We start from the raw sequence: 25615 nt of genomic DNA, 5'->3' as shown, positions 1-25615 counted from the left end.
ACGGTGCTTCGACACGCTCAGCACAAACGGGAAATTTAGCGCGCAACTTTCTAGGCTTCGTCGCCCGCATCCTTGGGCGCTTCACCCTCGCCGGCCGCGGCCGTATCCTCGAACCACGCTTCGACCTCGCCCGACAGCTTGATCGTCATCGGCTGACCAAAGCGGTCCTTTGACTTGCCCGCCGCGACGCGGATCCAGCCTTCGGAAATCGAATATTCCTCGACGTCGGTGCGTTCCTTGCCCTTGAAGCGGATGCCGATGCCGCGCTGCAGCACCTCCATATCGAAATGAGGCGAGCGCGGGTTGGTCGACATATGGTCGGGGGGGGTATCGGTCATAACTATATTCCCATAAAACGATGGCGCGGCCCTAGCGGGACCGCGCCACTATCGTCAACGGAAAGGCGATTGGACTTAGGGGTTTTAGAACCCGGCTTTCACCGTCACAAAGAACTGCTGCGGCGCCCCCGCGAGCAAGGTCTGGCTGTCGCCGCGGTTGGCAAAGCCGTTGGTGCCGATCGTGGATACATAGTCCCTGTCGAACAAATTGGTCGCATTGGCCTGCACCGAGATCCGCTCGTTGAACCGGTAACCGATGCTCGCGTCGACAATGACAAAGCCGCCGACCTCGGCGTCATTCTCGAACGAATAATAGCGTTTCGAGGTGTAGTTGGCGCCGATGCGCGCAGAGAAGCTGCCGGTGTCCCAGGTGATCTCACCCTTGGCCAGATGGCGCGGCGAATTGACCACGGTCTTGCCCGCGGTCGCCGCGATGATCGTGCCCGCAGCGTTGACGACATCGTCCTGATATTCGGATTCGTTGTACGCGTAGGAGGCAAACAGCGACAGGTGGGGGGTAACACGGAACGTCCCCGCCGCCTCGACGCCCCACGAGCGCACGTCGCCGACATTCTGCAGGATCGCCGGATTGCTCTGGATGCCCGAGCCATTGGCAAAGGCGATGATGCGATCCTTGAAGTCGACATAATCGCCCGCGATCACCCCCTGAAAGCGCGGCGATTTGGTGCGGAAGCCGAGTTCATAGGTAGTCGAGGTTTCGGGTTTCAGGTAGAGCGCGTCGAAACCCGCCTGCGTCGTCGCGAACGGCCCGCCGGTCGCCGAACTTTCGAACGCGCGCATATTCTGAGTGTAGCTCGCGAACGCCTCATTATCGTCACTCCGACGAAAGAGGAGTCCCGCCTGCGGCAAAAACCAGTCCTTCGCCTCGGTCCGCCCCGCCGCCAGACTGCCGCGCACGATCGGCGTCGCGAGGTTGGTGACGCGAAGCCCCTTCCACCCCGCGTTGATCTAGACCTGCCCCAGATCGAGCGTGTCCTGCACGTGAGATTGCAGCGTCTGGGTGTTGAAATCGAATTCCCATTGGGTGAGCAGCAGATCGGTGGGGAATTTCAGGCTGCTGCGATCGGGTGCGCCGGCGGTGTTGCCTAGACCGTAAAAGCGGCGCGCCTGATTGAAATCATTGTCTTCGTACCAGATGCCGACTTCGACGCGGTTCGCGCCCAGCGTGAACAAGCTGCTGGCGACGATGCCGTACCGCTCGATTTCATATTCGGTCGTGCGCAGCGCCATCGGTGCGCCGCCCGGGGTTGCGACATAGGGGGTGAACCACATGCCGCGCCCCTCGTTGCCATGGTAATATCCCATCGCGTTCAGAGTCCAGAACGTCACGCCAGGTCGAGCTGCTCCGCGACGGGATACAGATCGCAATTTTCGCGCTCGATCCGCATCCCCAATACGTCGAGCAGGACCTCGGTCTCGCTACAGAAGCCCGACCAGTCGTCGGCGATCCGTTCGGCGGTCCATTTCGCGTCGTAAGCTGCAAAATCCTGCGCGATATGCCCCATCTCGCGCACAAATTCGCCTGCCATCACGACAACCTCGGCATTGCCGCTCGCCTTCAATCGCGGATAGAGGATCCAGTCCTCGCACTTCAAATGGCGCAGCAGCGTATCGCGCAGCATTCCGAGCACCGATTCGAGCTCGGTCGGACTCCGCCGTTCGGGGGTGTGGATAAGCTCCAGCAAAAGCTGCGACAGCGTGGTGAGCGCGGCGTGTTCGGCGCGCAGCCGCCGCATCTCGGGACCAATAGGCATGGGTCGCCTCTCTAAAATTCGGTCCCTTCATCGCTGCCATAGGCACCGGGCGTGAAAAGACGGTAAACGCCCATTAGCCTTGATCGGTCTCGACTGCTCGCCGTGATGGCGGACTAAGCCATATTGGCGCGATAACGCGACGGCGCCACGCCGAAACGACGGGTAAAAGCGGTCGGATCACCGTCACGGCATCAGGCTCCGCGCCACCGCCTCGGCGACCTTGATCCCGTCGACCGCCGCCGACAAAATGCCCCCGGCGTAACCCGCGCCCTCGCCCGCTGGGAACAGGCCGGCGGTGTTCAGGCTCTGAAAATCCTCGCCGCGGGTGAAGCGCACGGGGGACGAGGTGCGCGTCTCGACCCCCGTCATCACGACGTCGGGATGGTCATATCCCTTGATTTGGCGTCCGAACAAGGGGATCGCCTCACGCATCGCCTCGACCGCGAAATCGGGCAGACAGGCCGCGAGGTCGGTCGGGGTCACGCCGGGGCGGTACGACGGGGTGACGCTGCCCAGCGCGGTCGATGGACGCCCCGCCAGAAAATCGCCGACGCGCTGCGCGGGAGCGCGATAGTTCGATCCGCCCGCGACATAGGCGAGCGATTCCCAGTGCCGCTGAAACGCGAGGCCCGCGAGCGGGTCGCCGGGATAGTCGCGTTCGGGGTCGATCGCGACCACGAAGCCCGAATTGGCGTTGCGTTCGTTGCGCGAATATTGGCTCATGCCGTTGGTCGCGACGCGACCTTCTTCGGAAGTCGCGGCGACGACGGTGCCGCCGGGGCACATGCAAAAACTGTAAACCGTCCGCCCGTTCTTGCAGTGGTGCGAGATATGATATTCGGCGGCGCCGAGGATCGGGTTGCCCGCATCGGCGCCAAAGCGCGAGGTGTCGATCCATGATTGCGGATGTTCGATGCGAACGCCGATCGAAAAGGGCTTCGCCTCGACATGGACCCCCGCGGCATGGAGCATCGCGAAGGTGTCGCGCGCGCTGTGGCCCACTGCCAGCACGACCCGGTCGGCCTCGATATAGCCGCCACCCGTCAGGTGTAGCCCCTGGACGCGGCGTTCGCCCGCGCCGTCGGTGGCAATATCGATCCCGTCGACCTTGTGCTGCCAGCGATATTCGCCGCCCAGCCCCTCGATCGTTTCGCGCAGGCTTTCGACCATCGTCACCAGCCGGAAGGTGCCGATGTGCGGGTGCGCTTCGGTCAGGATTTCGGACGGGGCGCCCGCTTTGACGAATTCGGTCAGCACCTTGCGGTCGAGGTGGCGGGGATCCTTGATCCGGCTGTAGAGCTTGCCGTCGGAAAAGGTGCCCGCGCCGCCCTCACCAAACTGGACGTTCGATTCGGGGTGGAGCACCCCGCGCCGCCACAAGTCCCACGTATCCTTGGTCCGCTCGCGCACCACCTTGCCGCGGTCGAGGATGATCGGGCGGAACCCCATCTGCGCGAGGATCAGCCCGACGAACAACCCGCACGGCCCCGCGCCGACGACGACCGGCCGCTTGATGCCCTTCGGCGCCTGGGTGATCAATTTATAGCTGGTGTTCGGGGTCTGCTGGACGTTGCGGTCCTTGCGAAAGCGCGCGAGCACCGCGCCCTCGTCCTTCACATTGACGTCGACCGAATAGACGAGCTGGATATTGGTCTTGTCGCGCGCATCGTGCGCGCGCCGCGCGACGACATGGCGCACCAGCTCGCGCTGGGTGATCCGCAGCCGCTTGCAGATCGCGGCGGGCAGCTCTTCCGGCGCATGGTGCAGTGGCAGCGTGAGTTCGGTCAGGCGAAGCATGGGACGCCTTTACGGCGCAACCCAGCCGGGGGGAACGCTGTTCGAAAAGAAAAGAGGACGGTCACCGCTGACCGTCCCCCTGAACTTTAGGCCGCTTCCTTCTTGCGCGACGCCTTCTTGCGCTCGTGCGGATCGAGCAGCGCCTTGCGGATGCGGATGTTTTTCGGGGTCACTTCGACCATTTCGTCGTCGTCGATATAGGCGATCGCCTGTTCCAGCGTCATGCGGCGCGGCGGGGTCAGGCGGATCGCGTCGTCCTTGCCGGTCGAACGGAAGTTCGTCAGCTGCTTCGACTTCATCGGGTTAACTTCCAGGTCGTCGGGCTTAGCATTTTCACCAATGATCATGCCCTCGTACAGCGCTTCGCCGGGCGACACGAACAGGATGCCGCGCTCTTCGAGCGGGCCCAGCGCATAGGCGACGGCTTCGCCATTGCCGTTGCTGATCAGCACGCCGTTCTGTCGCCCCGCGATATTGCCTTTGTACGGGCCATATTTTTCGAACAGGCGGTTCATGATCCCGGTGCCGCGCGTGTCGGAGAGGAATTCGCCATGATAGCCGATCAGGCCGCGCGACGGGCCGCTGAAGGTAATGCGCGTCTTCCCGCCGCCCGACGGGCGCATGTCGGTCAGGTCGGCTTTGCGGACCTGCATCTTCTCGACCACCGTGCCGCTATGTTCGTCGTCGACGTCGATGACGACGGTTTCATAGGGTTCGGTGCGCTTGCCATTCTCGTCCTCGCCATACAGCACCCGCGGGCGGCTGATGCCGAGTTCGAAGCCTTCGCGGCGCATCGTTTCGATGAGCACGCCCAGTTGAAGCTCGCCGCGGCCGGCGACTTCAAAGCTGTCCTTGTCGGCACTTTCCGTGACGCGGATCGCGACATTGGTTTCGCTTTCGCGGAACAGGCGGTCGCGGATCATGCGGCTGGTGACCTTGCTCCCCTCGCGGCCCGCCATCGGCGAATCATTGACGGCAAAGCGCATCGACAGCGTCGGCGGATCGATCGGCTGCGCGGCGATTGGCTCGCTCACGCTGGTGTCGGCGATGGTGTTGGCGACGGTCGCCAGCGCCAGACCCGCGATCGCAACGATGTCGCCCGCGCGCGCTTCCTCGACGGGAACGCGCTCGAGCCCGCGAAACGCCAGCAGCTTCGACGCGCGGCCGGTTTCGATCACCTTGCCGTCCATGTCGATCGCGTGGATCGGCTGGTTGACCTTGATCGTCCCCGACTGGACGCGCCCGGTCAGGATGCGGCCGATGAAATTGTCGCGGTCGAGCAGGGTGGCGAGGAAGGTGAACGGACCGTCTTCGGGCAGGCCGGGGGTCGGCACGTGCGATACGATCGTCTTGAACAGCGGCTCCAGCGTGCCTTCGCGCGCTTCGGGATCTTCCGAGGCGTAACCACCGCGGCCCGAGGCATAAAGGATCGGGAAATCAAGCTGTTCGTCATTGGCTTCGAGCGTCAGGAACAGTTCGAACACTTCGTCCAGCACTTCAGCGGCGCGCGCGTCGCTGCGGTCGATCTTGTTGACGACGACGATCGGCTTGAGGCCCAGCGCGAGCGCCTTGCCGGTGACGAATTTGGTTTGCGGCATCGGGCCTTCGGCGGCGTCGACGAGCAGGATGACGCCGTCGACCATGCTCAGGATCCGCTCGACCTCGCCGCCGAAATCGGCGTGGCCCGGGGTATCGACGATGTTGATCCGCGTCAGGTCGGCGCCTTCGCCCCACTCGACCGAGGTACATTTCGCCAGGATGGTGATCCCGCGTTCCTTTTCCAGGTCATTGGAATCCATGGCACGTTCTTCGACGCGCTGGTTGTCGCGGAAGGTACCCGACTGGCGGAACAGCTGATCGACGAGGGTGGTTTTTCCATGATCGACGTGGGCGATAATGGCAATATTGCGCAGAGACATGCGGGAACGGGCCTTGATGGAAGGGGGCAGCGCCGGGAGCGCCGCGAAACGCCGCGCCCCTAACAGAATGGGTGCTGCGGCGCAACATGATTGCCGAAGTTGGCAAAGTTGTCACCGGGCCGATCGGCATCAACAAAGGTTTCAATAATTATTGAAACTTCAGAAATTAGAGCGTATGGCGCGCTCATGAATTTGTCTCCTACCCCCGATTCTCCAGCGGATTTGCCATCCCCGCCGTTCCGGCTCTCTCCGCTTGCGCAGGCATTTGTCCTGCATTTCGGCGAGATGGGGAGCCGCTGGGGGATCAACCGGACGGTCGGGCAGATTTACGCGATGCTGTTTCTGGCCGACGCGCCGCGGCACGCCGAGGAGATCAGCGAGGCACTTTCCCTCTCGCGCGGCAGCGTCTCGATGGGGCTGAAAGAGCTGGCGAGCTGGAACCTTGTGCAGTTGCGCCATGTTCCGGGCGACCGGCGCGATTATTATGAAACGCCGCGCGATGTGTGGGCGATCTTTCGTACCTTGGTCGAAGAGCGCAAGAAGCGCGAGATCGACCCGACGCTGACGACGCTGCGCACCCTGTTGATGGAACCCGCGACCGATGCGTCGGACCGCTTCGCACAGGAACGGATCGGCGCGATGCACGAGCAGATCGAGCTGCTCACCGACTGGTATGCCGAGATGCGGCGGCTCGACAACGAACGGCTGCTCCAGCTTTTGTGCCTCGGCGAGCGAGTGGTAAAAGCACTCGAGTTCAAGGACCGCATGCTCGGCCGCGGCAAGACCCCGGCCGCGACGGAGAACGACAATGGACGCATTTGATCCGCTAATCCTTGCGCGCATCCAGTTTGCCGCGAACATCAGTTTCCACATCCTGTTCCCGACGATCACGATCGCACTCGGCTGGGCGCTGCTCGGCTTCAAGCTCGCGTATAATCGCACCAAGGACGGGGCGTGGATGGACGCGTATCGCCTGTGGGTGAAAGTGTTTGCGCTGAGCTTTGCGATGGGGGTCGTGTCGGGCATCACGATGAGTTTCCAGTTCGGCACCAATTGGCCGGGCTATATGGAAAAGGTCGGCAATATCGCCGGACCGCTTCTGGCTTATGAAGTGCTCACCGCCTTTTTCCTGGAGGCGGTGTTCCTGGGGATCATGTTGTTCGGGTTCAGCCGGGTGCCGAACTGGGTCCACACGACGGCGACTTTGCTGGTCGCGGGCGGCACGACCTTGTCGGCGTTCTGGATCATCGTCCTGAACAGCTGGATGCAGACCCCGGTCGGTTATGAAATCCGCGACGGCGTCGTACACGCGACCGACTGGTGGGCGATTATTTTCAACCCGTCGATGCCATACCGGCTGATCCATATGCTGATCGCCTCGGCACTGACCGTCGCTTTCCTGATCGCCGGGATGTCGGCGTGGCGCTGGCTGAAGGATGGTGGCGGCGAAGGCGTGCGGCGGACGTTGAAGGCCGCCGTCTATGCCGCGGCGCTGCTGATCCCGGTGCAGATTTTCGTCGGGGACCTGCACGGGCTCAACACGCTCGAGCATCAGCCGCAAAAGGTCGCGGCGATGGAGGCGAACTGGGAAACGCGCAGCCATGTCCCGCTGGTGCTGTTCGCGATCCCCGACGAAGCGGCGCGCACCAATCATCTGGAAGTGGCCATTCCTTCGGGCGCTAGCCTGATCCTGAAGCATGAGACGGCGGGCGTCGTCCCCGGCCTCAACGATTATGAAGGCGACCACCCGCCCGTCGGGCCGCTGTTCTGGGGCTTCCGGATCATGGTCGGGATCGGGGTCGCCATGCTCGCGCTGTCCTGGTTCGCGGCGTGGACGATCCGTCGCCGTGGGGTCGATGCGATGCCCCGCTGGCTGGCGCACGGACTCGTCGCGATGACCTTCAGCGGCTGGATCGCGACGCTCGCGGGCTGGTATGTCACCGAAATCGGGCGCCAGCCGTGGCTGGTGACCGGCGTGCTCAAGACCGCCGATGCAGTCGGACCGGTCGGCAGCGCGATGGTCGCGAGTTCGCTGACGCTGTATCTGATTGTCTATTCGGTCCTGCTCACCGCCTATATTGCTGTGCTCTATCGCCTCGCGCGGCTGGGCAAGGCGGCCGCGAACGACAAGCCGATGTTCCCGGTACCCACCATAGCCCCCGGCCCCGCCGCCCCGCAGGAGGAACCGGCATGACCCCGTTCATCGATCCCTGGTGGCTGCCGGTCATCTTTGCCGGGCTGATGGGGCTGTCGATCCTGCTCTATGTTATTCTCGACGGCTATGACCTGGGTGTGGGCATGCTGACGAGGCTGGAGAAGGACGAGAATCGCGACCTGATGGTCGCGTCGATCGGGCCGTTCTGGGACGCGAACGAGACGTGGCTGGTGCTCGGCATCGGGCTGCTGCTCGTCGCCTTTCCGCTCGCGCACGGGCTGATCCTGACCCAGCTGTATTTGCCGGTCGTGCTGATGCTGGTCGCGCTGATCCTGCGCGGGGTGTCGTTCGAGTTCCGCGCGAAGGCGCCGCCCGAGCACAAGCCGCGCTGGGACCATGCGTTCTTCGCCGGGTCGCTGCTCACCGCGCTCTGCCAGGGCTATATGCTCGGCGCCTATGTGCTGGGGTTCGACCAGAGCTTCGCGGCGGTGCTGTTCTGCCTGCTCGCCGCCTTGGGGCTGGTCGCGGGTTATGCCTTCGTCGGCGCCTGCTGGCTGATCTACAAGGTCGAGGGCGAGTTGCAGAAACGCGCGGTGCGCTGGGCCGAAGTCAGCCTGTGGGCGACCGCGCTGGCGATGGCGACCATCTCGATCGCGACGCCGCTCTTGTCGGAACGCATATTCGATCGCTGGTTCCGCCTGCCCGAGATCATCGCGCTGCTACCGATCCCGATCGCCGCCGCGACCCTTTTTATCGGTCTTGCAATCTTCCTGCGTCGCCCCTTGCGGGCGAAGGACGAACTGTCATGGGTGCCGCTGGCGACCGCGGGCATCCTGTTTGCGCTGGGGTTTGTCGGAATTGCGTACAGCTTCTACCCGTACCTCATCGCCGACCGGCTTGACATCTGGCAGGCGGCGGCCTCGCCCGAAGCGCTGAGCATTATCCTGATCGGGGCGCTGTTCGTGCTGCCGGTGATCTTGGGATACTCGATCCTGTCGCACTGGATCTTTCGCGGGAAGGCGACGCATTTAAGTTATGAGTGACCGAGGACCGTTTGGCATAGACAGTGGACGGAGCCGATCCTCCGCGTTGGGGGAGGATCACTTCTAACCGCCTCCACCCCCTCGCTCGAGTCATCTTTCGCCGCCCGCGCTAACCTTCTTTTAACCAGCGGACTCCCACAACAGCCTATGGCTGTTTTTGGACATTTTCTGCCAGCGGAAACCGGTACCGACCAACGTCAGGGCGCGCGCCGGAAACTCAGCCTGCTTGCCAAGGGCGTGCAGCATGATGGCACCGGTATCGAGGTGCAGATCCACAATATCTCCGGAACGGGCCTGCTATTCGAAAGCGACATCAAGCTGGCAGCCTGCGACAGGATCGAAATAGAGCTGCCGCATGCCGGCGACATCACCGCGGTCGTCATCTGGGCCAGCGGACGGCTGTTCGGTTGCCAGTTCGAAGGACCGGTTTCCCCGGCGACGTTGAGCGCTGTCGAGCTGAAGAGCGCGGTCGCTCCAACGCCCGAACCCGCGCCAGCCATCGATCCGTCGCCCAGCGTCGACGACGTTCACGCCGCGACGGTTATCGATGAAGCCTTTGGCGACCGGTTGCAGCGGCTTCGCACCAGCGCCGGACTCAGCCTGGCCGAAGTTGCCCAACGCATGGGCGTCAGCGCGCCGTCGGTCTCCGGCTGGGAAAAGGGTCGGGCGCGCCCGACGCGCGGCCGGGTGGTGAAGCTCGCCGCCATTCTGGGTGTCCCGACCTCTGATCTGCTCGACGATGCGGCGCCCGAGGAATTTCAGGAACTGGTCGACCGCAGCCGTGAACAGATTGCCCATGCCGCTGGGGTCAGCCCCGACCGGGTCCGGATCACCATCGACTATTAGCGGTTTGATCGCCGCCGGTCAGGCGTCACAGCATCAACAAGAACCGTTCGATCTCGACCGCTGCACTTCGCGCAACGCGCAGCAGATTTGCCTGAAAATCGCCGCCGCTGGCGTCATTGGCCTCGTCGGTCACCGCCTTGATCGCCGCCCATGGCTTGCCGAGCCGCGCCGCGGCCTGCGCCACCGCGCCGACCTCCATATCGACCAGCGTCGCACCGAGCGATTGCAGGTCGGCGGCAGCTTGCGGGCAGGCGATAAAGCTGTCGCCGCTGGCGATGCGCGCGTGCGGCAGGCCGAGGCCGGGGTCGGGCATGGCGGTGAAATGCGCCTCTGCCGCTTCGCCCATCGGCCAGTCGCCCGCGCGGTAGCGGCGGAAGGTGCCGGGGTCGGCCGCGCCATAGTCATGCTGGAGCGCCTCGGCGATCCAGTAGGCGCCGGGTGCAGCGCCGAGCGCGCCGCAGGTGCCGGTCATCAGGATGAGGTCGGCGGCGGCGCCGAACAGGCCTGCGGCGAGCGCGGCGTTGACCTTGCCGAGACCGCAGGTGGCGATAGTGAGGTTGTGGTTGCGGGCGGTTAGGTGGCGGAGCGGGATTGGCCCAGCGTCGCGAGTGCCGGTGTTGGGGAACAGGGCGTCGGCCTCTTCGGGGAGCGCGGCGAGGATGAGGAGGTTGGGCATGCCTGCTATCTAGCTCCCTCCCCGTTCGTGTCGAGCGAAGCCTGTCCCGAGCCCGTCGCGGCGGTCGAGACACCGTGAGGGTGAGCTCCACCGAGGGGCGTCTCGACTGCGCTCGATGCGAACGGAATCAAGTTCGTCGCCCCAGCAAAGACGGGGGCCGCTGCCGCAATAATCCTACGCCGCTGCGTAAACCGATGACGGCCCCCGCCTTCGCGGGGGCGACGATAATCTTGCCAAACCACCCTCACCCCGCCATCGCTCCCCTCATGCTCGCCCGGATTTTCCCCGACCGCTTCGTCCCCATCCTGCTCGCGACGATCCTGCTCGCCAGCTTGCTGCCGGTGCGCGGCGCGGCGGTGCCGGTGGCGCAAGGGGTATCGACCGCGGCGATCGTGCTGCTGTTTTTTCTCAACGGTGTCCGCTTGCCGCGGGGCGAAGTCCTGCATGGCATCCGCAACTGGAAATTGCAGGGCAGCGCGTTGATGTTCTGCTTCGGCGTCATGGCGTTACTGGGACTCGGCGCGCAGCTCGCGACCGCGGCGCTGCTGCCCGCGACGCTTGCGCTCGGTTTTCTCTTCCTTGGCATCCTCCCCTCGACCGTCCAGTCGGCGACCGCGGCGAGTTCGATGGCAGGAGGCAATGTCGCCGCCAGCGTCGTCGCGGCGGCGCTGCTCAACCTGGTCGGCGTGATCGCCGCGCCGCTGCTGTTCGCCGCCTTCGCGGGCAGCGCGGGCCAAATCAGCGGGGCCGCCGCCTTGCGGATCGTCGCGATCCTGCTGTTACCCTTCATCGTCGGCCAGCTGGCGCAGCACTGGCTGCGGCCGTGGGTGCTGATGCACAAGGGACTGACAACCGCGCTGGACCGAACCGCGATCGCGGTCGCCGTCTATGTCGCTTTTTCCGCCGCGGTCGTCGCGGGGATCTGGGACCAGCTTGACGGGCGCGAGATCGGCATCGTGTTCGGTGCCGTTGCGATCCTGCTGACGCTGTCATTCGGCGGTGCGTGGGTCTTTGGCGCGCTGCTGAAGCTCGCACGGCCCGATCGCATCACCCTGCTGTTCGCGGGCGCGCAGAAAAGCATCGCAGTCGGGGCGCCGCTTGCCGCGACGCTGTTCCCGCCCGCCACCGCGGGCATGGTGCTGGTCCCGATCCTCGTCTATCATATGGCGCAGCTGATCCTGTCGGCGTGGATCGCACCGGCTTTGGTGTGGCAACCGAGCGGTGTAGTGCTTGAATAACACAGAGCCGCATGCCATATAGGCAGACGGCACGGGGTTGGAAGGAAGACGAATGAGCGAAGTGACGGCCACTGCGACCGCAACCGACGAACTGAAGCTGACCCCGCCCGACCCGGTGCCGGCGGTGTCGCCCGAAAAAGCCGCCGGCCTGGTCCCGCTGTCGACCGAGCAGAAGTCGAAGCTGGAAGAACGCGTCGACGGCTTTATCGACGACCTGGTCGCGCAGGACGTCAACTCGCCCGCGTTCGGGCAAAAGGTCGACCAGATCACTAACATGGGCCGCAAGGAAATGCTGGAGGCGGCGAACCAGTCGAACCGCTTCCTCGACCGCCCGATCAAGGCGATGGACCGCGACAATGACATCGGCCTGAACCTGATCGAATTGCGCAACACCGTCGAGCGGCTCGACCCGTCATCGAACGGCAAGCTGATGTCGAAACGCGGCATCCTCGACAAATTGTTCGGCAGCAGCGTCACCAATTATTTCGCCAAATATCGCAGCGCCCAGTCGCATATCTCGGGCGTGCTCAACGCGCTGGCGAACGGCAAGGACGAGCTGTTGATGGACAATGCCGCCATCGACGTCGAACGCCGCAAGCTGTGGGAGGCGATGGGCAAGCTGGAGCAGATGGTCCACATCGCCCAGACGCTCGATGCCAAGCTCGAAGCAAAAGCCGAAGAACTCGACAGCAGCGACCCGGCGAAAGCCAAGGTTCTGCGCGAAAATGCGCTCTTCTATGCGCGCCAGCGGACGCAGGATCTGCTCACCCAAATGGCGGTGACGGTGCAGGGCTATCTCGCGCTCGACCTGGTCAAAAAGAACAATGTCGAGCTGGTAAAGGGGGTCGACCGCGCCAGCACGACCACCGTCGGCGCGCTGAAAACCGCGATCACCGTCGCGCAGGCGATGACCAACCAGAAGCTGGTGCTCGAACAGATCACCGCGCTCAACACGACGACCGCGAACATCATCGACGGCACGTCGAAGATGCTGAAGGACAATACCGCGCGCATCCACGAACAGGCGGCGTCGAGCACGATCCCGATGGAGACGCTGCAGCGTGCGTTCCAGAATATCTATGACACGATGGACGCGATCGACACCTTCAAGCTCAAAGCGCTCGACAGCATGAAGACGACGGTCAACACGCTGGAGGGCGAGGTCGCCAAGTCGAAAGGCTATATCGCGCGCGCCGAGGGTGCGAGCCAGGCGCAGGCCAGCGTCGGCGGCGCCGACAGCCCGCTCGCGTCGCTCGAAGGATGACGATGAGCGAGGTCGACAAGGTCCGAATGTCCGCGGCATCAGCGATCGAACGATCGCGCGAGCGCCGCCGCCCGATCGGGACCAAGAGCGTCGCGCTGCGCCGCCAGCATCTGTACAAGAAGCTGGGCCGGGTGCTGATCGCGGGAGGTATCATGTTGCTCGGCGCCGCGCTGTTCGGCGCGCTGATCCAGCCGCTCGGCTTCACCGGGCTGCTGGCGCTGTTCGTGCTGCTGATCGGCGTCGCAGTGCTGTTCGGCCGCTCGCCCTTTCCCGAACCACGCCAGGCCGATTTGCCCAAGACCGATTTGAAGCAGCTCGCGGGGCGCACCGAAATCTGGCTGGAAGCGCAGCGCCCCGCGCTTCCCGCACCCGCACGCACGCTGGTCGACGGCATCGGCGTCCAGCTCGACCTGCTCGCGCCGCAGCTCCAGACTCTCGACCCCAGCGAACCCGCGGCGGCGAACATCCGCAAGCTGGTCGGCGAGGATTTGCCCGAACTCGTCGCGGGTTACCAGCGCATCCCCGCGGGGCTGCGCGGCGAAGCCCATGCCGGTCGGACTCCCGACGAGACGCTGGTCGGCGGGCTCAAGATGCTGGAGGCCGAGATCGGCAGCGCGGCGCGCAGCTTGGCTGCGGGCGAACTCGACAAGCTGGCAACGCGCGAACGCTATCTCCAGCTCAAATATCAGGGCATCGACGGCGAAGATTCGCCCGCCAGCTAAGCGCTCCGCCAGCGTTGCACCCCGAACCACATCAGCAGGATGAGCAGCAGCGGCGGCGCGAGGCCCCAATGCGTTGATCCGGCCAGCGGCGCGAGCAGCGGTGCCGACGACAGCAGCCATAACGCCGCGAGCAGCGCGCTGACCGCCAGCACCTCGAACGCAAAGCTGCGCCAGAAGCGCGCGCGGGCGCGGGCGTAGGCGGCCTGCGCGTCGTTCGCGCGTTCGACCTGGTGCGTAAAGGCGCGGTCGCCCGGACGCGTCGGCGGTGCCAACATCACGGTCAGCATCGCATCGATGTCCGTCTGATTCGGGGCCGTCATGCGTCCACTCCTTCGCCGATCATCTTCTGCGCCTTGGCGCGCCCGCGCAAGACCAGGGATTTGAGCGTGCCGAGCGGCACCCCCATGATCTCGGCCGCCTCACCATGCGACCAGCCATGGCCGAAGCACAAAGTGAGCGCAGCGCGTTCCTGCGGCGAGAGTGCAGCGAGCAAGCGGTCGGCGTCGATCGCCGCATCGCTGGCGCCGCGCGGATCGGTCGACGTCGGCGCGTCGTCGTCGCGCGCCGCCAGTCCCTCGCGCCGCCGCGCGGTGCGCCGCTGGTCGAGAAACAACCGCCAGCCGATCCCCATGATCCAGGCCGCATAACTCCCCTGCCCCCGATAATCGTCGGCGCGCTGCCACGCGCGGACGAAGGCTTCCTGCGCCAGATCGTCGGCGTCGCATCCCGCGGCGCGCGCAAGGAACGCCCGCAACCGGCCTTCGTGCCGCAGCACGAGGAGCTGGAAAGCGGCACGATCCCCCCCGGCAACCCGCTGGCTGAGAGCCCAATCTTCATCGGCGCTCCCATCATCACGCAGCGGCGCGCTCCTCGGCAGCCGCGGCGCGCGCAAGGCGGCGGCGGACGAGCAAGGCGATGCCGACAAAGATCGGGAAGAGTGACGCGCCCGCAGCAGTGCGGATGATCTGTTCATTGCCCTGGATCAGCCCAAAGCCCGCCATCGCGAGGCCGATTGCCAATAGGACAAGGGCGTTGCGGTCATCACCCGGCGCCTCAGCCTCGCGGCTGCCGCCGACATGCTCATATGGCTTGTTGAGCTTTTCGATCAGCGGGCCGACCGAATCCGACTTGGCTTCGAGCGCGCGGCGGATCGAACGATGGAGCATCCACGCGTGGAGCAGCCGCGCAAGCAGGAAGAAGCCGACGATAAACAGCGCGACGACCGTTAAATTTTCCAGCAGGCTGAACAACTGGTCGCTGACCGCAACCAGTTCGGTCGTCGGCGGCGGCGCCGGGATATAGGATGCGATTTCGCGCGGGCTGATATAGGCCGCGATATCTTCGGCGCTGATCGATTCCGCGACCGGAACCGAAACCGTCGTGGGGGCGGGCGGCGGCGCCGCGGGGGCGGGCACGGTGGCGGCAGCGGCCGCGGCGGCAATCAAAAAATCCATCGACATATCTCTCCGTCATACCGCACCGACATGGTGAAACCACAGGCGACGGCTTCCCGCAAGGCGGGGATGAACTGCACCGGGGAGCACATATCAACCGCCGCGCGAAGCCGCCGCCCGGACCGGCGCAAGGGCCGATCATCAGCTAGACGGCACGGTGTTGGTGTATAGATGCATGGCGACGAGAAAATTTGCGCGGGCCCGCAAAAAGACGCGGCTCGTCGCCTGTCAGCGCGCAACTTTTGTTGAAATGCGCCGGATGTTGCTCGATCAATGGGGCGGATTTATCACCGGCGACGGATGGATTGCGGTTCCGCCCCATCCTTTGGGGACCCAGCAAATCGCCTGCTGAAATATGAGATGATCGCCGATCCGGTCGTTTGTTCACGAATGGACGAACAACGAGATGAGATGTTGCTGCGACAGCATTTTATATACGCTTACTCTGTCGATGTTCCGCCGCCAGCATGTCGAGCGCCACATCGACGATCATGTCTTCCTGCCCACCGACCATCTTGCGCCGGCCCAGCTCGACGAGGATCGCACGGGTGTCGAGACCATGGTCGGCGGCGGCTTTTTCGGCGTGGCGGAGGAAGCTGGAGTAAACCCCGGCGTAACCTAGCGTCAGCGTCTCGCGATCGACGCGCACAGGGCGATCCTGTAACGGTCGAACAAGGTCTTCCGCAGCGTCCATCAGTGCATAAAGGTCGCAGCCATGGTTCCAGCCATGAACGTCGGCCGCGGCTATGAAGACTTCGAGCGGCGCATTGCCGGCGCCCGCCCCCATACCGGCAAGCGAGGCATCGACGCGCACCGCGCCGCCCTGCACCGCCACGATGCTGTTCGCCACGCCCAGCGAAAGATTGTGGTGGGCATGGACCCCGCGCTGCGTCTCGGGCTTGAGAACCCGGTCATAAGCCTGCAATCGGGCCGCATATTGATCCATCGTCATCGCGCCGCCGCTGTCGGTGACATAGACGCAGTGCGCGCCGTAGCTTTCCATCAGCTTGGCCTGCTGCGCCAGCGCGTCGGGCGCCGACATATGGCTCATCATCAGGAATCCCGACACGTCCATCCCCAGATTCCGCGCCGCCTCGATATGCTGCCGCGACACATCGGCCTCGGTGCAATGCGTCGCGATCCGCACCGAACGCACGCCAAGGTCATAAGCGCGCTTGAGGTCGTGAACGGTGCCAATGCCGGGCAGCAACAATGTTGTGAGCACGCTATGCTCGAGCACCTCGGCGACCGCGCCGATCCACTCCCAGTCGGTGTGGCCGCCAAAGCCGTAGTTGAAGCTCGACCCTTGCAGCCCGTCGCCATGCGCGACCTCGATCGCATCGACCTTGGCGCGGTCCAGCGCCTTGGCGATCGCCCGGACATGGTCGAGCTCGTACTGATGCCGGATCGCGTGCATGCCATCGCGGAGCGTGACGTCCTGGATGTAGAGCTTGGTGATCGTGGGGTCCAAGGTCATGCCGCCAGCCCCTGCTGTATGCGAACCGCGATCTTCTCGGCCGTCTTCAGCGCCGCCGAGGTCATGATGTCGAGGTTGCCGGCATAGGCAGGCAGATAATGCGCCGCGCCCTCAACCTCGAGAAAGACGCTGACCTTCAGCCCCGTAAAGCTGCCGCCCATTTCGGGGATATGCAGCGGCGCGTTGCTGCCGATGCTTTCGAACTGCACCGCCTGTTTGAGGCGGTAGCCCGGCACATAGGTCTGGACTTCGGCCACCATCGCCTCGACGCTCGCCCGGATTTCCTCGCGGTCGCCGTCGTCGCAGAGGCAATAGACGGTATCGCGCATGATCAGCGGCGGTTCGGCGGGGTTGAGGATGATGATCGCCTTGCCGCGGGTCGCGCCGCCAACCTTCATGATCGCCTCGCTCGTCGTCTCGGTAAACTCGTCGATGTTGGCGCGTGTCCCCGGCCCCGCGCTCTTTGACGCGATCGAGGCGACGATCTCGCCATAATGGACCTTGGCAACCCGGTTCACCGCCGCGACGATCGGGATCGTAGCCTGCCCGCCGCACGTCACCATGTTGACGTTGGGGGCGTCGAGGTGCGCATCACCGTTCACCGGCGGGATCGTATAGGGTCCGATCGCCGCCGGGGTCAGGTCGATGACGCGCTTGCCATGCGAAATCAGGGTTTCGCTGTGGCGCTGGTGCGCACCCGCCGAGGTCGCATCGAAGACGATCTCGATGGCGGCAAAGCCGGGCAGCGCGATCAGCCCGTCGAGGCCGTCGGCGGTAATCGGCACACCCAGTCGTTTAGCGCGCTTCAGCCCGTCGCTCTCGGGATCGATGCCGACGAAGGCGCTCATTTCCAGCACCTCGGACAGGCGCATGATCTTGATCATCAGGTCGGTGCCGATGTTGCCCGATCCGATGATTGCGACCTTTGTCTTGCCATCGGGGGTCTTCGCCATCGGGTCAGCCCTCGCCATAGGTGAAGCTGGCGCTGCCGATACCCGCGATGCTGGCCACGACATGGTCGCCGGGGGTCAGCGCGACCATTGGGCCGAGCGCGCCCGCCAGCAGGATGTCGCCCGCCTTGAGCGGCTCGCCGCGCGCCGCCAGTGTCTGCGCGAGCCAAGCGGCGGCGTTGAGCGGATTGCCGAGCGCCGCGGCGCCAAACCCGGTCGAGGCGACGCTGCCATTGACCGTCAGTTCCATGGCAGCGCCTTCGAGGTCGAGGCCGGTCAGCACCAGCCCCGCCTCGGCGAGCACAAAGAAAGCCGACGACCCATTGTCGGCCACCGTGTCTGCAAAACTGATCTTCCAGTCCGCAATCCGGCTGTCGACGATCTCGATCGCGGCATGGACGCTGGCGACTGCCGCCGCAACTTGCCCGACCGTTGTTGCCGGATCGGGCAGATCGGCGCCCAGGACAAATGCAATCTCCGCTTCGGCCTTCGGCTGGATCGTCCGCGCTGGATCGAGCGAACCGCCATCCGCCACCCGCATATCCTCGAACAACACTCCGAAATCGGGCTGATCGACGCCCAGCTGGACCTGCACCGCCTTCGCGGTCAGCCCCGCCTTGCGCCCGACGATCCGCCGGCCCTGCGCTTCCCAATAGCGCGTGTTGATCGTCTGCACCGCATAGGCGCCGTCAGCGTCGGTCGGCGCCAGCACGTCGCGCAGCGGCGAAATCGTGCCGCCCGCATAAGCATCGCGCAGCCGCCGCGCGGCACTATTGTAAATATCGACCACGCCCGTCATCCCTCGCCCCGCGGCACATGCTTGCCGGGATGCACCGCACCGCAATGGCCGCAGGTGCGCAGCTCCTCGCTGGCGTAAAAGGCGGCGAACAGCGGCGGTAGATCGCGGACGATGCTTTGCAGCTGCACCTCGACGCGGTGGACGATGTGGCCGCAATCGTCGCAATACCATTGAAACGCGTCGATCATCCCGTCGGGCCGCTTGCGTTCGATCACCAGCCCGACGCTGCCCGGCACCGGGCGCTGCGGGGAGTGCGGAACGCCCGGCGGCAACAGAAAAATGTCACCCTCGCAGATCGGCATGTCCTTGGGGCCATCATCGGTCCACAGCCGCAGATTCATGTCGCCTTCGAGCTGGAAGAAAAATTCCTCCAGCGGATCGACATGATAATCGGTGCGCTGGTTCGGGCCGCCGACCACGGTGACGATGAAATCGGCATCCTCCCAGATTTGCGCATTGCCGACCGGGGGCTTCAGCACATCGCGGTGATCCTCGATCCACTGGCGGAAATTGAAGGGCAATCCATAGGTCAGCATGGGCGCTATCCTTTCGTGGGCACGCGCGGGATGAAGGCGGTCGCCTTGATCTCGATCAGCAGGTGTGGATGGGGAAGCTGGTGGACGGCAACCGTCGTGCGCGCCGGACCCGCTTCGTCGAAATATTCGGCGTAAACCGCATTATAGCCGCCGAAATCATTCATGTTGACGAGAAAGCTCGTCACATCGACGACGTCGGCCAGCGATCCGCCCGCGTCGGCCAGGATCGCCCCGATATTCTCGACCACCGCGCGCGTTTGCTCGCGAATATCGAGGCTGACCGTGCCATACTCATCAGCCGATGCGCCCGCGAAACTATTGTCGGGCCGCCGCGAGCTGGTGCCCGACACGAACACAAAATCGCCCGCGCGGCGATAATGCGGAAAGCGCCCGCGCGGCCGCGCCTTGCCCGGAATGACCCGGCCTTCGCTCGTGCCGCTCACGTCGCCCCTCCTGCGATGGTGAAACCGACGCGGCCCAGATGTCCGGCGTCGAGCGAGACCGTCCGCGCCGACGCGATCGCCGCTGCCGCGGTCGCGCCGCCCAGCATCACGGTCCAGCCCGGCTGGAGCACCAGCCCCGCCGCGCCCGCCAGCCGCGCCGCGGCGACGAGCGAGCGGATCGGATCGCCCAGGATTGCCGCGCTCGACCCGGTTTCCGCCACGACATCGTCGACGCGCATTTCCATCGCGACATCGGCGATGTCGGTGTGCGCGGGCAACCACGGACCGACGACAAAGGCCGATGAGGAGGCATTGTCGGCAACCACGTCGCTCAGCGCGAAGCGGAAATTTTCATAGCGGCTGTCAATGATCTCCAGCGCCGCCGCGACGGCATCGACCGCCGCCAGCGCCGCGTCGCGCGTTACCTCGCCTGCCAGCGGCGCTTTCAGGCGCACTGCAACCTCGGGCTCGACCCGCGGATGAATGAAGCGGGTCCGGTCTAGCGCTCCGCCGTTCGCCACCACCATGTCCGAAGTCAGTCGCCCCCAGATCTGGTCCTTGAGGCCCATCTGGACCATCTTGGCCTCGCTGGTGAAGCCCATCTTCACGCCGACCAGCGTCGCGCCGCGCGCCAGCCGGTGATCGATCGCGGCGCGCTGGATCGCATAGGCGTCGGCGAGCGACAATTCTCCCTCCTGCCCGGTAATCTGCGGGATCGCCCGCGCCGTGCTGGCGGCGGCGTCGAGCTTTGCGGCGATTGCGGCAATGTCTGCCATTTATCTTCCTCTACAACTTCACGCAGATATTGGTCGGCTCGGAATAAAAGCCTAGCGAATGTTCGCCGCCCTCGCGTCCGATGCCCGACAGCTTCATGCCGCCGAACGGCGTGCGCAGGTCGCGCAGGAACCATTCATTGACCCAGACGATGCCCGTTTCCATCGCCGCGGCGACGCGGTGCGCGCGCCCGACGTCGCGCGTCCAGATCGCTGCCGCCAGACCATATGCGCTGTCGTTCGCCAGTTCGATCGCTTCATCCTCGCGGTCGAAGGGGGCGATGTGGCAGATGGGGCCGAAAATCTCTTCGCGCACGCAGCGCGCGTCGGGGCCGAGTCCGGTCAGGATCGTCGGCTGGACGAACGCCCCCTGATCCAGCGCACTCCCAAACGCGGGCACCCCGCCGCCGGTCACCACCGTCGCTCCCTCGTCGCGCGCGAGCTGGTAATAGCCGAGCACCTTGTCGCGGTGGCCGTGCGAGATCAGCGGCCCCATGTCGGCGCCCGACCAGGGATCGCCGATGGTCAGCGCTTCGGCGCGATCGGCCAGTGCCTTGACGAAGCGATCGAAAATCGAGCGTTCGACATAGACGCGCTCGGTGCACAGACACACTTGTCCGCAGTTGGAAAAGACCGACCGCACCGTTCCCGCCACCGCCTCGTCAAAATCGCAGTCGGCAAACACAATTGCAGCGTTCTTACCGCCGAGTTCGAACGACACGGGCTTCACGCCCGCCGCCGCGACGCGCATGATCGCACCGCCGGTGGCCGATTCACCGGTAAAGGTGATCGCGTCGATGTCGGGGTTGGCGGTCAGCCATTCACCGGTCGAGTCCGCGCCAAAGCCATGGACGAGGTTGAACACGCCTCGCGGTACCCCCGCCGCATCCATCACTTCGGCAAGCAGGGTTGCCGTCGACGGCGTTTCCTCGCTGGGTTTCACCACCACGACATTGCCGCAGGCGAGCGCGGGGGCGACCTTCCACGTCATCAGCAGCAGCGGGAGGTTCCACGGCGAAATGATCGCAACCACCCCCAGCGGCCGCGCGATCGCATAGTTGATCGCGCTGCGCCCGTCGGGAAGGTCGGTGCGAAAGCTCGGCATCGCGCGCGCTTCGGCGAGTCCGGCAAAGGCGCGGAAATTGGCGGCGCCGCGCGGAATGTCGATCGTGCGCGCCTGATGCAGCGATTTTCCGGTGTCGGCGATCTCGGCCGCGGCAAATTCGTCGAAGCGCGCCTCGATCCCTTCGGCGACGCGGACGAGCAGCTTGCACCGCTCAGCTTGCGACATCTTGCCCCACGGCCCCTTGAGCGCGCGCCGCGCGGCGGCGACGGCGCGATCGACGAGCGGCTGGTCGGCCAGCGACACGCGTGCCGCGATGTCGCCGGTGACGGGGTTCACATTGTCGAATTGCGCGCTGGTCGCGACGAAAGCACCGTCGACATAGTTCAAGATGTCGCGCCGCGCGAAGGGATAAGCGGTATCGGTCATGCCTCGCCCCCGACGCGCTCATAGCCCGCCGTGTTGCTGTGCGCTGCGCCGCCTTTGCCGACATGCCCCGCCATCTGGAGCAGCGAGAGGATGGTGTCGTTGAACTGCACCGGCTGCTCGAGAAACGCCGAATGACCCGCGTCATTGACCTCGACCAGAAACGATCCCGCGACCTCGGCTTGGACGAGCCTAATCGCCTCGACCGGGAACAGCCTGTCGTCGATGCCGCACAGGAACAGGATCGGAAAGCCCTTGCCGCCGAGGTCGGCGGCGGGCCGCGCGTCGAAACGACCGGTCAGGCTGTGGCGATCGGCGGTATTGAAACTTGCAATCTGTGCGTAGAGCGCCGCCAGCTCGCGCGGTGCAGTGGTACCGAGCACACGCTCGATCTGCCCCATCGCTGCGGTTTTTGCCCGCGCACCATCCATGATCGCCTTCACTTCGTCCGCCTCTGCAATCCCGTGCAGGCTGTCGCAGATCGCCAGCGCCGCGACCCGCTCGGACGCGCGATGGGCAAAGCCGATACAGGTACCCGCGCCCATCGACTGGCCAACCAGTGCCACCTTCGCCTCGCCAAGATGGTCGAGCAGCGCCACAAGGTCGTCGACAAAAGCGTCGCGCCCGCGCGCGTCGAAGTCGCGCGACAAGCCGAAGCCGCGATGATCGAACAGGATGACACGGTTCGACCGCGCCAGCGCGTCGATTTGCGCGTACCAGATCGCGTGATTGCCGCCGATACCATGCGCGAGCACCACCGCCGGTCCCTCACCATGCGCCTGCCAATAGATTTCGGCGCCAGCGGTCGCCAATACTCCGCTGTCCATCACGATACTCCCATCAGTTTGCTGAGCCGCACGACATAGTCCCCGAACGCCGGATCCTCGCGCGTGACGCTGGGGTCGCGCGGGCGCGGCAGGTCAATGCGGACATCCTCGATTATCGTCCCGGGCCGTTCGGACATCACCAGCACCCGGTCGGACAGCAGCACCGCTTCGGAAATGCTGTGGGTGACGAGTACCACCGTCTTGCGGTCGCGTTGCCAGATGCGCAGCAATTCCATGTTGAGCCGGTCGCGGGTCAGCGCGTCGAGCGCGCCAAAAGGCTCATCCATCAACAGCACTTGCGGATTGCGCGCCAGCGCCTGCCCGATCGCCACGCGATGCCGCATGCCGCCCGACAGCTGGTGCGGATGGCTGCCCTCGAACCCGGTCAGGCCGAGCGTTTCAACAAGCTCGGCAAACGCCGCGTCGCTGGGCCGCTGCACCGCGGCATCGAGATCGACGCCGAGCAGCAGATTGTCGCGCACGGTGAACCAGGGGAGCAGGTTTGATGTTTGAAACACAAATCCCATCTCGGGCGACGGCGCCGTAACCTCCGCATCGTTAAAGCGAATGCTGCCTTCTTCGAACGGCGCCAGTCCGGCGATCAGGCGCAGCAATGTGCTCTTGCCGCAGCCTGATGGACCGAGCACAGAGACAAACTCCGCCGCGCCGATGTCGGCGCTGACGTTGCCGAGCACACGCAGGTCACCGAACGCCTTGCCGACGTCCGCAATCGAAATCACCCCGCTCATGCTGCCCGCCACCAGATGAAGCGTTCCCAATAGGCCACGCTGTAGAATAGAATAAGCGACATCATCGTCACCGCGATCAACGCCGCAAAGGTCAGCGTCGTATGTCCCGAACCCGATGCGGTCAGGATCAGATTACCCAGCCCGTCGTTCGACCCGACAAATTCGCCGACGACCGCACCGATGACCGCGAGCGGCATCGCGACCTTGCAGCCGTCGAGAAAGCTGGGCAGTGCCGCGGGCACGCGCAACCGCCAGAAGCTTTGCATCGGCGAGGCGCGCAGGGCGCGAAAATGCTCCTCCAGATGCGCGGGGGTGCTGGCGAGGCCGCCGAGCGTCGAGATGATGATCGGGAAAAAGGCGAACAGGAACGCCATGATCAGTTTCGAGGTCAGCCCATAGCCGAACCAGACGACGATCAGCGGCGCCAGCCCGATCTTGGGAATGCTCTGCAACGCGACGAACAGCGGATAGACGGTGCGTTTCGCGGTGCGCGAGAAAAAGATCAGCGCCGCGATCGGCACCCCGAGCGCCACTGCGATGATAAAGCCCCAGAACACCTCGGTCAGCGTCACCAGGCTTTGCGCCAGAATCGGCCCGCGTGACTGCCACAGCTCGGCGAGGATCGCGCTCGGCGGTGGGAGCAAATAGGACTGCACCCCCGACCAGCGGACGCCAAATTCCCAGGCGAGGCCGAGGAACAGGAAAAAGCCCAGGCTGATCGCATGGTCGCGGGTGACGGCGGGTGCGCTCATTGCCCGTCCCCCTCGTCGATCAGCGCCTGAATGCGCGCAGGTGGCGGCACCAAAAAATGTTTCAAATGCCAGCGATCGAATGTCTCGAGCTGCTTGCCGTCCCACACCGACGCGGTGTAGGGATGGTCGGCGTCGATCCGGGTCATGTCGGTGTAGAATTCGACATTGTTGCCGTCGGGATCGCGGAATACCAGGAAGCTGTTCGCGCCGGGACCATGTTTCCCGATGCCGCGGTCGATGGTGATGCCGCGCGCGATCAGCATCGCGGCGACCTTTTCCAGCTCGTCGAGGCTTTCAAGGCGGTAGGAGAAATGCTCGACCGCCGGGAAATGTCCCTCGGGCGTCGCACTGTGACCGGGCGGCAATTGCAACAGCGCCAGGTCATGATGATCTTCGCCCGCGCGCAGGAACACCATCTGGTGGTCGATCCAGTCGGACACTTCTAGCCCCATCACCTCGGTGTAAAAGGCGAGCGAACGGTCGATGTCGCGTACTTTCAGAACCAGATGCCCCAGCCGGGTCGGTCGCGGGCGATAGGCGGCGGGATCGCTCATCGCGGCTTCCCCATCGGCACAAAGGCGTTGGTGAACAGCGCCGCCGTGGCATCGAAACCCTGCAGCTGGCCGCTCGCCTGAAGATAGGTGACGGTCCGCGCGACTTTTTCGGGGTTCAGGCGGTGCGATCCCCCTTCGGCTGCCATCAGCGTGGCGGTTTCGCGGATCTGCCGTTCGGTCACCGCTTCGTCGAGCAGCGGATGGTACTTGCGAAGGATCGCAAGCGCGCCCTTCGGATCGCGCGCCGCCTCGGCATAGCCGCGATAGGCCCCCTTCAGGAACGCGCGGACCAGTTCGGGATCTTTTTCGATCAGCGCGTCGCGCGTCGCAAAACCGCTGCCGTACACGTCGAGCCCGAAATCGGCGTAGGCGAGGCGCCCGATCGTGACGCCCTTGGCCTTCGCCGCCTTGTCGAAGAGCGCCATCGAATTGCCCAGCCAGCATTCGGCGGCGTCGATGCGTCCCTCGACGAGCGACGACACGACGATAGCTGGATCAAGCTGGATCTGTTCGACGCGCGCCGGATCGACGCCATTGCCGTTCAGCCACGCAGGGAGCAGCGCCTGGATCGCCGAACTTTGCCCGGCGCCGAAGCGTAGCCCGGCCAGGTCCGCGGGTTTCGCGATCTGGTGGCGTTCCTTGACGAAACAGGCGCCCGCGGGCAGCCGCATATTGATGCCGCCGATCATCTTCGCCGCGCCGCCTTTCGATCGGTTGAGCGCGACCGAGAGCGGGTCGATATAGGCAAATTCGAACATGCCCTGATCAAGTTCATTGGCGGTGCGAATACCGCCAAAGCCGCGCACCGCTTCGACATTGAGTCCGGCTTCGGCAAAATAGCCCTTGTCCATCGCGACAAAGATACCGGCCATGCTGCCCTGCGGCAGCCAGGCCATGTTAAAGCGCACGGTGCGCGCGTCGGCTTGCTGCACCGTTTTCGGCGTGCTGCCGCCAAAGGCGCTCCAAAGCGTGAGCGCCGCGATAGCCGCGACGATCAGGATCGGCACGAATAGCGCGCGGCGGGAAAATGCAGCCATCG

General features: G+C 64.7%; 30 protein-coding genes. 7 read left to right on the top strand and 23 right to left on the bottom strand.

Annotated elements, in window-relative coordinates:
• Nucleotides 1–50 precede the first annotated feature (50 nt).
• From K0M74_RS05380 to K0M74_RS05350, 7 genes are all read right to left on the bottom strand, one after another.
• Nucleotides 51–338 (bottom strand): DUF3297 family protein, encoded by a 288-nt coding sequence (locus K0M74_RS05380; RefSeq protein WP_088443046.1) that lies wholly within the window; start codon nt 336–338, stop codon nt 51–53.
• An 84-nt stretch (nt 339–422) separates the two neighbouring features.
• Nucleotides 423–1256: a TonB-dependent receptor gene (locus tag K0M74_RS05375; protein ID WP_293968869.1), complete on the bottom strand. Its 834-nt coding sequence runs from the start codon at nt 1254–1256 to the stop codon at nt 423–425.
• Between the two features lie 51 nt (nt 1257–1307).
• Nucleotides 1308–1688, bottom strand: coding sequence for a hypothetical protein (locus tag K0M74_RS05370; RefSeq protein ID WP_293968867.1), 381 nt, complete (start codon nt 1686–1688; stop codon nt 1308–1310).
• Entirely contained in the window at nt 1685–2113 is a 429-nt protein-coding gene (locus K0M74_RS05365; RefSeq protein WP_293968865.1) for a hemerythrin domain-containing protein, read from the bottom strand. Before K0M74_RS05365 ends, K0M74_RS05370 begins: the two co-directional genes overlap by 4 nt.
• A gap of 183 nt (nt 2114–2296) precedes the next feature.
• Nucleotides 2297–3910, bottom strand: a complete 1614-nt coding sequence (locus tag K0M74_RS05360) for an NAD(P)/FAD-dependent oxidoreductase (protein WP_293968863.1) — start codon at nt 3908–3910, stop codon at nt 2297–2299.
• 86 nt (nt 3911–3996) lie between these two features.
• On the bottom strand, nt 3997–5829 hold the full coding sequence (gene typA, locus K0M74_RS05355; protein ID WP_293968861.1) for a translational GTPase TypA: 1833 nt from the start codon (nt 5827–5829) through the stop codon (nt 3997–3999).
• A 59-nt stretch (nt 5830–5888) separates the two neighbouring features.
• Entirely contained in the window at nt 5889–6017 is a 129-nt protein-coding gene (locus K0M74_RS05350; RefSeq protein WP_293968859.1) for a hypothetical protein, read from the bottom strand.
• Between K0M74_RS05350 and K0M74_RS05345 the strand changes: the two genes are divergently transcribed.
• From K0M74_RS05345 to K0M74_RS05330, 4 genes are all read left to right on the top strand, one after another.
• Nucleotides 6016–6651 carry a GbsR/MarR family transcriptional regulator gene (locus K0M74_RS05345; RefSeq protein WP_293968857.1) on the top strand — a complete coding sequence of 212 codons (636 nt, stop codon included), beginning with the start codon at nt 6016–6018 and terminating at the stop codon, nt 6649–6651. The two genes, K0M74_RS05350 and K0M74_RS05345, sit on opposite strands and share 2 nt — an antisense overlap.
• Nucleotides 6638–8023 carry a cytochrome ubiquinol oxidase subunit I gene (locus K0M74_RS05340; protein ID WP_293968855.1) on the top strand — a complete coding sequence of 462 codons (1386 nt, stop codon included), beginning with the start codon at nt 6638–6640 and terminating at the stop codon, nt 8021–8023. Before K0M74_RS05345 ends, K0M74_RS05340 begins: the two co-directional genes overlap by 14 nt.
• The gene (locus tag K0M74_RS05335) at nt 8020–9027 is read left to right on the top strand and encodes a cytochrome d ubiquinol oxidase subunit II (RefSeq protein ID WP_293968853.1); all 1008 of its coding nucleotides are present in this window, start codon (nt 8020–8022) and stop codon (nt 9025–9027) included. The genes K0M74_RS05340 and K0M74_RS05335 overlap by 4 nt, the downstream gene beginning before the upstream one ends.
• Before the next feature lie 147 nt (nt 9028–9174).
• A complete protein-coding gene (locus tag K0M74_RS05330) occupies nt 9175–9873 on the top strand; it encodes a helix-turn-helix domain-containing protein (RefSeq protein ID WP_293968851.1) in 699 nt (232 codons plus the stop codon).
• Between the two features lie 25 nt (nt 9874–9898).
• Here the strand turns inward: K0M74_RS05330 and K0M74_RS05325 are convergent, their stop codons facing one another.
• On the bottom strand, nt 9899–10549 hold the full coding sequence (locus K0M74_RS05325; protein WP_293968849.1) for a purine phosphorylase: 651 nt from the start codon (nt 10547–10549) through the stop codon (nt 9899–9901).
• A gap of 266 nt (nt 10550–10815) precedes the next feature.
• Between K0M74_RS05325 and K0M74_RS05320 the strand changes: the two genes are divergently transcribed.
• Genes K0M74_RS05320 through K0M74_RS05310 form a run of 3 tightly spaced genes read left to right on the top strand, consistent with a single transcriptional unit; the run spans nt 10816 to nt 13773 of the window.
• Nucleotides 10816–11787 (top strand): bile acid:sodium symporter family protein, encoded by a 972-nt coding sequence (locus tag K0M74_RS05320; protein WP_293968847.1) that lies wholly within the window; start codon nt 10816–10818, stop codon nt 11785–11787.
• A gap of 52 nt (nt 11788–11839) precedes the next feature.
• Nucleotides 11840–13051 carry a toxic anion resistance protein gene (locus tag K0M74_RS05315; RefSeq protein WP_293968845.1) on the top strand — a complete coding sequence of 404 codons (1212 nt, stop codon included), beginning with the start codon at nt 11840–11842 and terminating at the stop codon, nt 13049–13051.
• Nucleotides 13052–13053: 2 nt separating this feature from the next.
• Entirely contained in the window at nt 13054–13773 is a 720-nt protein-coding gene (locus K0M74_RS05310; RefSeq protein ID WP_293968843.1) for a hypothetical protein, read from the top strand.
• On the opposite strand, the gene K0M74_RS05305 is transcribed toward K0M74_RS05310, so the two are convergent.
• The 15 genes from K0M74_RS05305 to K0M74_RS05235 form a co-directional block, all read right to left on the bottom strand.
• On the bottom strand, nt 13770–14093 hold the full coding sequence (locus K0M74_RS05305; protein WP_293968841.1) for a hypothetical protein: 324 nt from the start codon (nt 14091–14093) through the stop codon (nt 13770–13772). The two genes, K0M74_RS05310 and K0M74_RS05305, sit on opposite strands and share 4 nt — an antisense overlap.
• The gene (locus K0M74_RS05300) at nt 14090–14665 is read right to left on the bottom strand and encodes an RNA polymerase sigma factor (RefSeq protein ID WP_293968839.1); all 576 of its coding nucleotides are present in this window, start codon (nt 14663–14665) and stop codon (nt 14090–14092) included. The genes K0M74_RS05305 and K0M74_RS05300 overlap by 4 nt, the downstream gene beginning before the upstream one ends.
• A complete protein-coding gene (locus K0M74_RS05295; RefSeq protein ID WP_293968837.1) occupies nt 14625–15227 on the bottom strand; it encodes a hypothetical protein in 603 nt (200 codons plus the stop codon). Before K0M74_RS05295 ends, K0M74_RS05300 begins: the two co-directional genes overlap by 41 nt.
• A 430-nt stretch (nt 15228–15657) precedes the next feature.
• A complete protein-coding gene (dmpG, locus tag K0M74_RS05290) occupies nt 15658–16704 on the bottom strand; it encodes a 4-hydroxy-2-oxovalerate aldolase (RefSeq protein ID WP_293968835.1) in 1047 nt (348 codons plus the stop codon).
• A complete protein-coding gene (locus K0M74_RS05285) occupies nt 16701–17657 on the bottom strand; it encodes an acetaldehyde dehydrogenase (acetylating) (protein ID WP_293968833.1) in 957 nt (318 codons plus the stop codon). Before K0M74_RS05285 ends, dmpG begins: the two co-directional genes overlap by 4 nt.
• A 4-nt stretch (nt 17658–17661) precedes the next feature.
• Nucleotides 17662–18453 carry a fumarylacetoacetate hydrolase family protein gene (locus tag K0M74_RS05280; RefSeq protein WP_293968831.1) on the bottom strand — a complete coding sequence of 264 codons (792 nt, stop codon included), beginning with the start codon at nt 18451–18453 and terminating at the stop codon, nt 17662–17664.
• The gene (locus K0M74_RS05275; RefSeq protein WP_293968829.1) at nt 18450–18989 is read right to left on the bottom strand and encodes a 3-hydroxyanthranilate 3,4-dioxygenase; all 540 of its coding nucleotides are present in this window, start codon (nt 18987–18989) and stop codon (nt 18450–18452) included. Before K0M74_RS05275 ends, K0M74_RS05280 begins: the two co-directional genes overlap by 4 nt.
• Nucleotides 18990–18994: 5 nt before the next feature.
• Nucleotides 18995–19432 carry a RidA family protein gene (locus tag K0M74_RS05270; protein ID WP_293968827.1) on the bottom strand — a complete coding sequence of 146 codons (438 nt, stop codon included), beginning with the start codon at nt 19430–19432 and terminating at the stop codon, nt 18995–18997.
• Entirely contained in the window at nt 19429–20208 is a 780-nt protein-coding gene (locus tag K0M74_RS05265; RefSeq protein ID WP_293968824.1) for a fumarylacetoacetate hydrolase family protein, read from the bottom strand. Before K0M74_RS05265 ends, K0M74_RS05270 begins: the two co-directional genes overlap by 4 nt.
• Before the next feature lie 10 nt (nt 20209–20218).
• Nucleotides 20219–21697 (bottom strand): 2-hydroxymuconic semialdehyde dehydrogenase, encoded by a 1479-nt coding sequence (locus K0M74_RS05260; RefSeq protein ID WP_293968822.1) that lies wholly within the window; start codon nt 21695–21697, stop codon nt 20219–20221.
• Entirely contained in the window at nt 21694–22521 is an 828-nt protein-coding gene (locus tag K0M74_RS05255) for an alpha/beta hydrolase (RefSeq protein ID WP_293968820.1), read from the bottom strand. The genes K0M74_RS05260 and K0M74_RS05255 overlap by 4 nt, the downstream gene beginning before the upstream one ends.
• On the bottom strand, nt 22521–23270 hold the full coding sequence (locus tag K0M74_RS05250) for an ABC transporter ATP-binding protein (protein WP_293968818.1): 750 nt from the start codon (nt 23268–23270) through the stop codon (nt 22521–22523). Before K0M74_RS05250 ends, K0M74_RS05255 begins: the two co-directional genes overlap by 1 nt.
• A complete protein-coding gene (locus K0M74_RS05245; RefSeq protein ID WP_293968816.1) occupies nt 23267–24022 on the bottom strand; it encodes an ABC transporter permease in 756 nt (251 codons plus the stop codon). Before K0M74_RS05245 ends, K0M74_RS05250 begins: the two co-directional genes overlap by 4 nt.
• Nucleotides 24019–24576 carry a VOC family protein gene (locus tag K0M74_RS05240; protein ID WP_293968814.1) on the bottom strand — a complete coding sequence of 186 codons (558 nt, stop codon included), beginning with the start codon at nt 24574–24576 and terminating at the stop codon, nt 24019–24021. The genes K0M74_RS05245 and K0M74_RS05240 overlap by 4 nt, the downstream gene beginning before the upstream one ends.
• Nucleotides 24573–25613, bottom strand: coding sequence for an ABC transporter substrate-binding protein (locus K0M74_RS05235; RefSeq protein WP_293968812.1), 1041 nt, complete (start codon nt 25611–25613; stop codon nt 24573–24575). Before K0M74_RS05235 ends, K0M74_RS05240 begins: the two co-directional genes overlap by 4 nt.
• Nucleotides 25614–25615 lie beyond the last annotated feature (2 nt).

This window comes from Sphingopyxis sp. (assembly GCF_019459305.1).
GTDB lineage: Bacteria > Pseudomonadota > Alphaproteobacteria > Sphingomonadales > Sphingomonadaceae > Sphingopyxis.
The sequence above is the reverse complement of the archived record's forward strand: the minus strand, read 5'-3'. Positions and strand labels throughout refer to the sequence as shown.

Excerpts from the sequence above, each read along its gene's own strand:
- K0M74_RS05325 (WP_293968849.1), bottom strand. The coding sequence starts at position 10,549 with ATGCCCAACCTCCTCATCCTCGCCGCGCTCCCCGAAGAGGCCGACGCC.
- K0M74_RS05235 (WP_293968812.1), bottom strand. The coding sequence starts at position 25,613 with ATGGCTGCATTTTCCCGCCGCGCGCTATTCGTGCCGATCCTGATCGTC.
- K0M74_RS05295 (WP_293968837.1), bottom strand. The coding sequence starts at position 15,227 with ATGGATTTTTTGATTGCCGCCGCGGCCGCTGCCGCCACCGTGCCCGCC.
- K0M74_RS05365 (WP_293968865.1), bottom strand. The coding sequence starts at position 2,113 with ATGCCTATTGGTCCCGAGATGCGGCGGCTGCGCGCCGAACACGCCGCG.
- K0M74_RS05320 (WP_293968847.1), top strand. The coding sequence starts at position 10,816 with ATGCTCGCCCGGATTTTCCCCGACCGCTTCGTCCCCATCCTGCTCGCG.
- K0M74_RS05360 (WP_293968863.1), bottom strand. The coding sequence starts at position 3,910 with ATGCTTCGCCTGACCGAACTCACGCTGCCACTGCACCATGCGCCGGAA.
- K0M74_RS05310 (WP_293968843.1), top strand. The coding sequence starts at position 13,054 with ATGAGCGAGGTCGACAAGGTCCGAATGTCCGCGGCATCAGCGATCGAA.
- K0M74_RS05340 (WP_293968855.1), top strand. The coding sequence starts at position 6,638 with ATGGACGCATTTGATCCGCTAATCCTTGCGCGCATCCAGTTTGCCGCG.
- K0M74_RS05240 (WP_293968814.1), bottom strand. The coding sequence starts at position 24,576 with ATGAGCGATCCCGCCGCCTATCGCCCGCGACCGACCCGGCTGGGGCAT.
- K0M74_RS05280 (WP_293968831.1), bottom strand. The coding sequence starts at position 18,453 with ATGACGGGCGTGGTCGATATTTACAATAGTGCCGCGCGGCGGCTGCGC.
- K0M74_RS05305 (WP_293968841.1), bottom strand. The coding sequence starts at position 14,093 with ATGACGGCCCCGAATCAGACGGACATCGATGCGATGCTGACCGTGATG.
- K0M74_RS05265 (WP_293968824.1), bottom strand. The coding sequence starts at position 20,208 with ATGGCAGACATTGCCGCAATCGCCGCAAAGCTCGACGCCGCCGCCAGC.
- K0M74_RS05380 (WP_088443046.1), bottom strand. The coding sequence starts at position 338 with ATGACCGATACCCCCCCCGACCATATGTCGACCAACCCGCGCTCGCCT.
- K0M74_RS05255 (WP_293968820.1), bottom strand. The coding sequence starts at position 22,521 with ATGGACAGCGGAGTATTGGCGACCGCTGGCGCCGAAATCTATTGGCAG.
- K0M74_RS05260 (WP_293968822.1), bottom strand. The coding sequence starts at position 21,697 with ATGACCGATACCGCTTATCCCTTCGCGCGGCGCGACATCTTGAACTAT.
- K0M74_RS05315 (WP_293968845.1), top strand. The coding sequence starts at position 11,840 with ATGAGCGAAGTGACGGCCACTGCGACCGCAACCGACGAACTGAAGCTG.
- K0M74_RS05245 (WP_293968816.1), bottom strand. The coding sequence starts at position 24,022 with ATGAGCGCACCCGCCGTCACCCGCGACCATGCGATCAGCCTGGGCTTT.
- typA (WP_293968861.1), bottom strand. The coding sequence starts at position 5,829 with ATGTCTCTGCGCAATATTGCCATTATCGCCCACGTCGATCATGGAAAA.
- K0M74_RS05250 (WP_293968818.1), bottom strand. The coding sequence starts at position 23,270 with ATGAGCGGGGTGATTTCGATTGCGGACGTCGGCAAGGCGTTCGGTGAC.
- K0M74_RS05350 (WP_293968859.1), bottom strand. The coding sequence starts at position 6,017 with ATGAGCGCGCCATACGCTCTAATTTCTGAAGTTTCAATAATTATTGAA.
- K0M74_RS05335 (WP_293968853.1), top strand. The coding sequence starts at position 8,020 with ATGACCCCGTTCATCGATCCCTGGTGGCTGCCGGTCATCTTTGCCGGG.
- K0M74_RS05330 (WP_293968851.1), top strand. The coding sequence starts at position 9,175 with ATGGCTGTTTTTGGACATTTTCTGCCAGCGGAAACCGGTACCGACCAA.
- K0M74_RS05285 (WP_293968833.1), bottom strand. The coding sequence starts at position 17,657 with ATGGCGAAGACCCCCGATGGCAAGACAAAGGTCGCAATCATCGGATCG.
- K0M74_RS05345 (WP_293968857.1), top strand. The coding sequence starts at position 6,016 with ATGAATTTGTCTCCTACCCCCGATTCTCCAGCGGATTTGCCATCCCCG.
- dmpG (WP_293968835.1), bottom strand. The coding sequence starts at position 16,704 with ATGACCTTGGACCCCACGATCACCAAGCTCTACATCCAGGACGTCACG.
- K0M74_RS05275 (WP_293968829.1), bottom strand. The coding sequence starts at position 18,989 with ATGCTGACCTATGGATTGCCCTTCAATTTCCGCCAGTGGATCGAGGAT.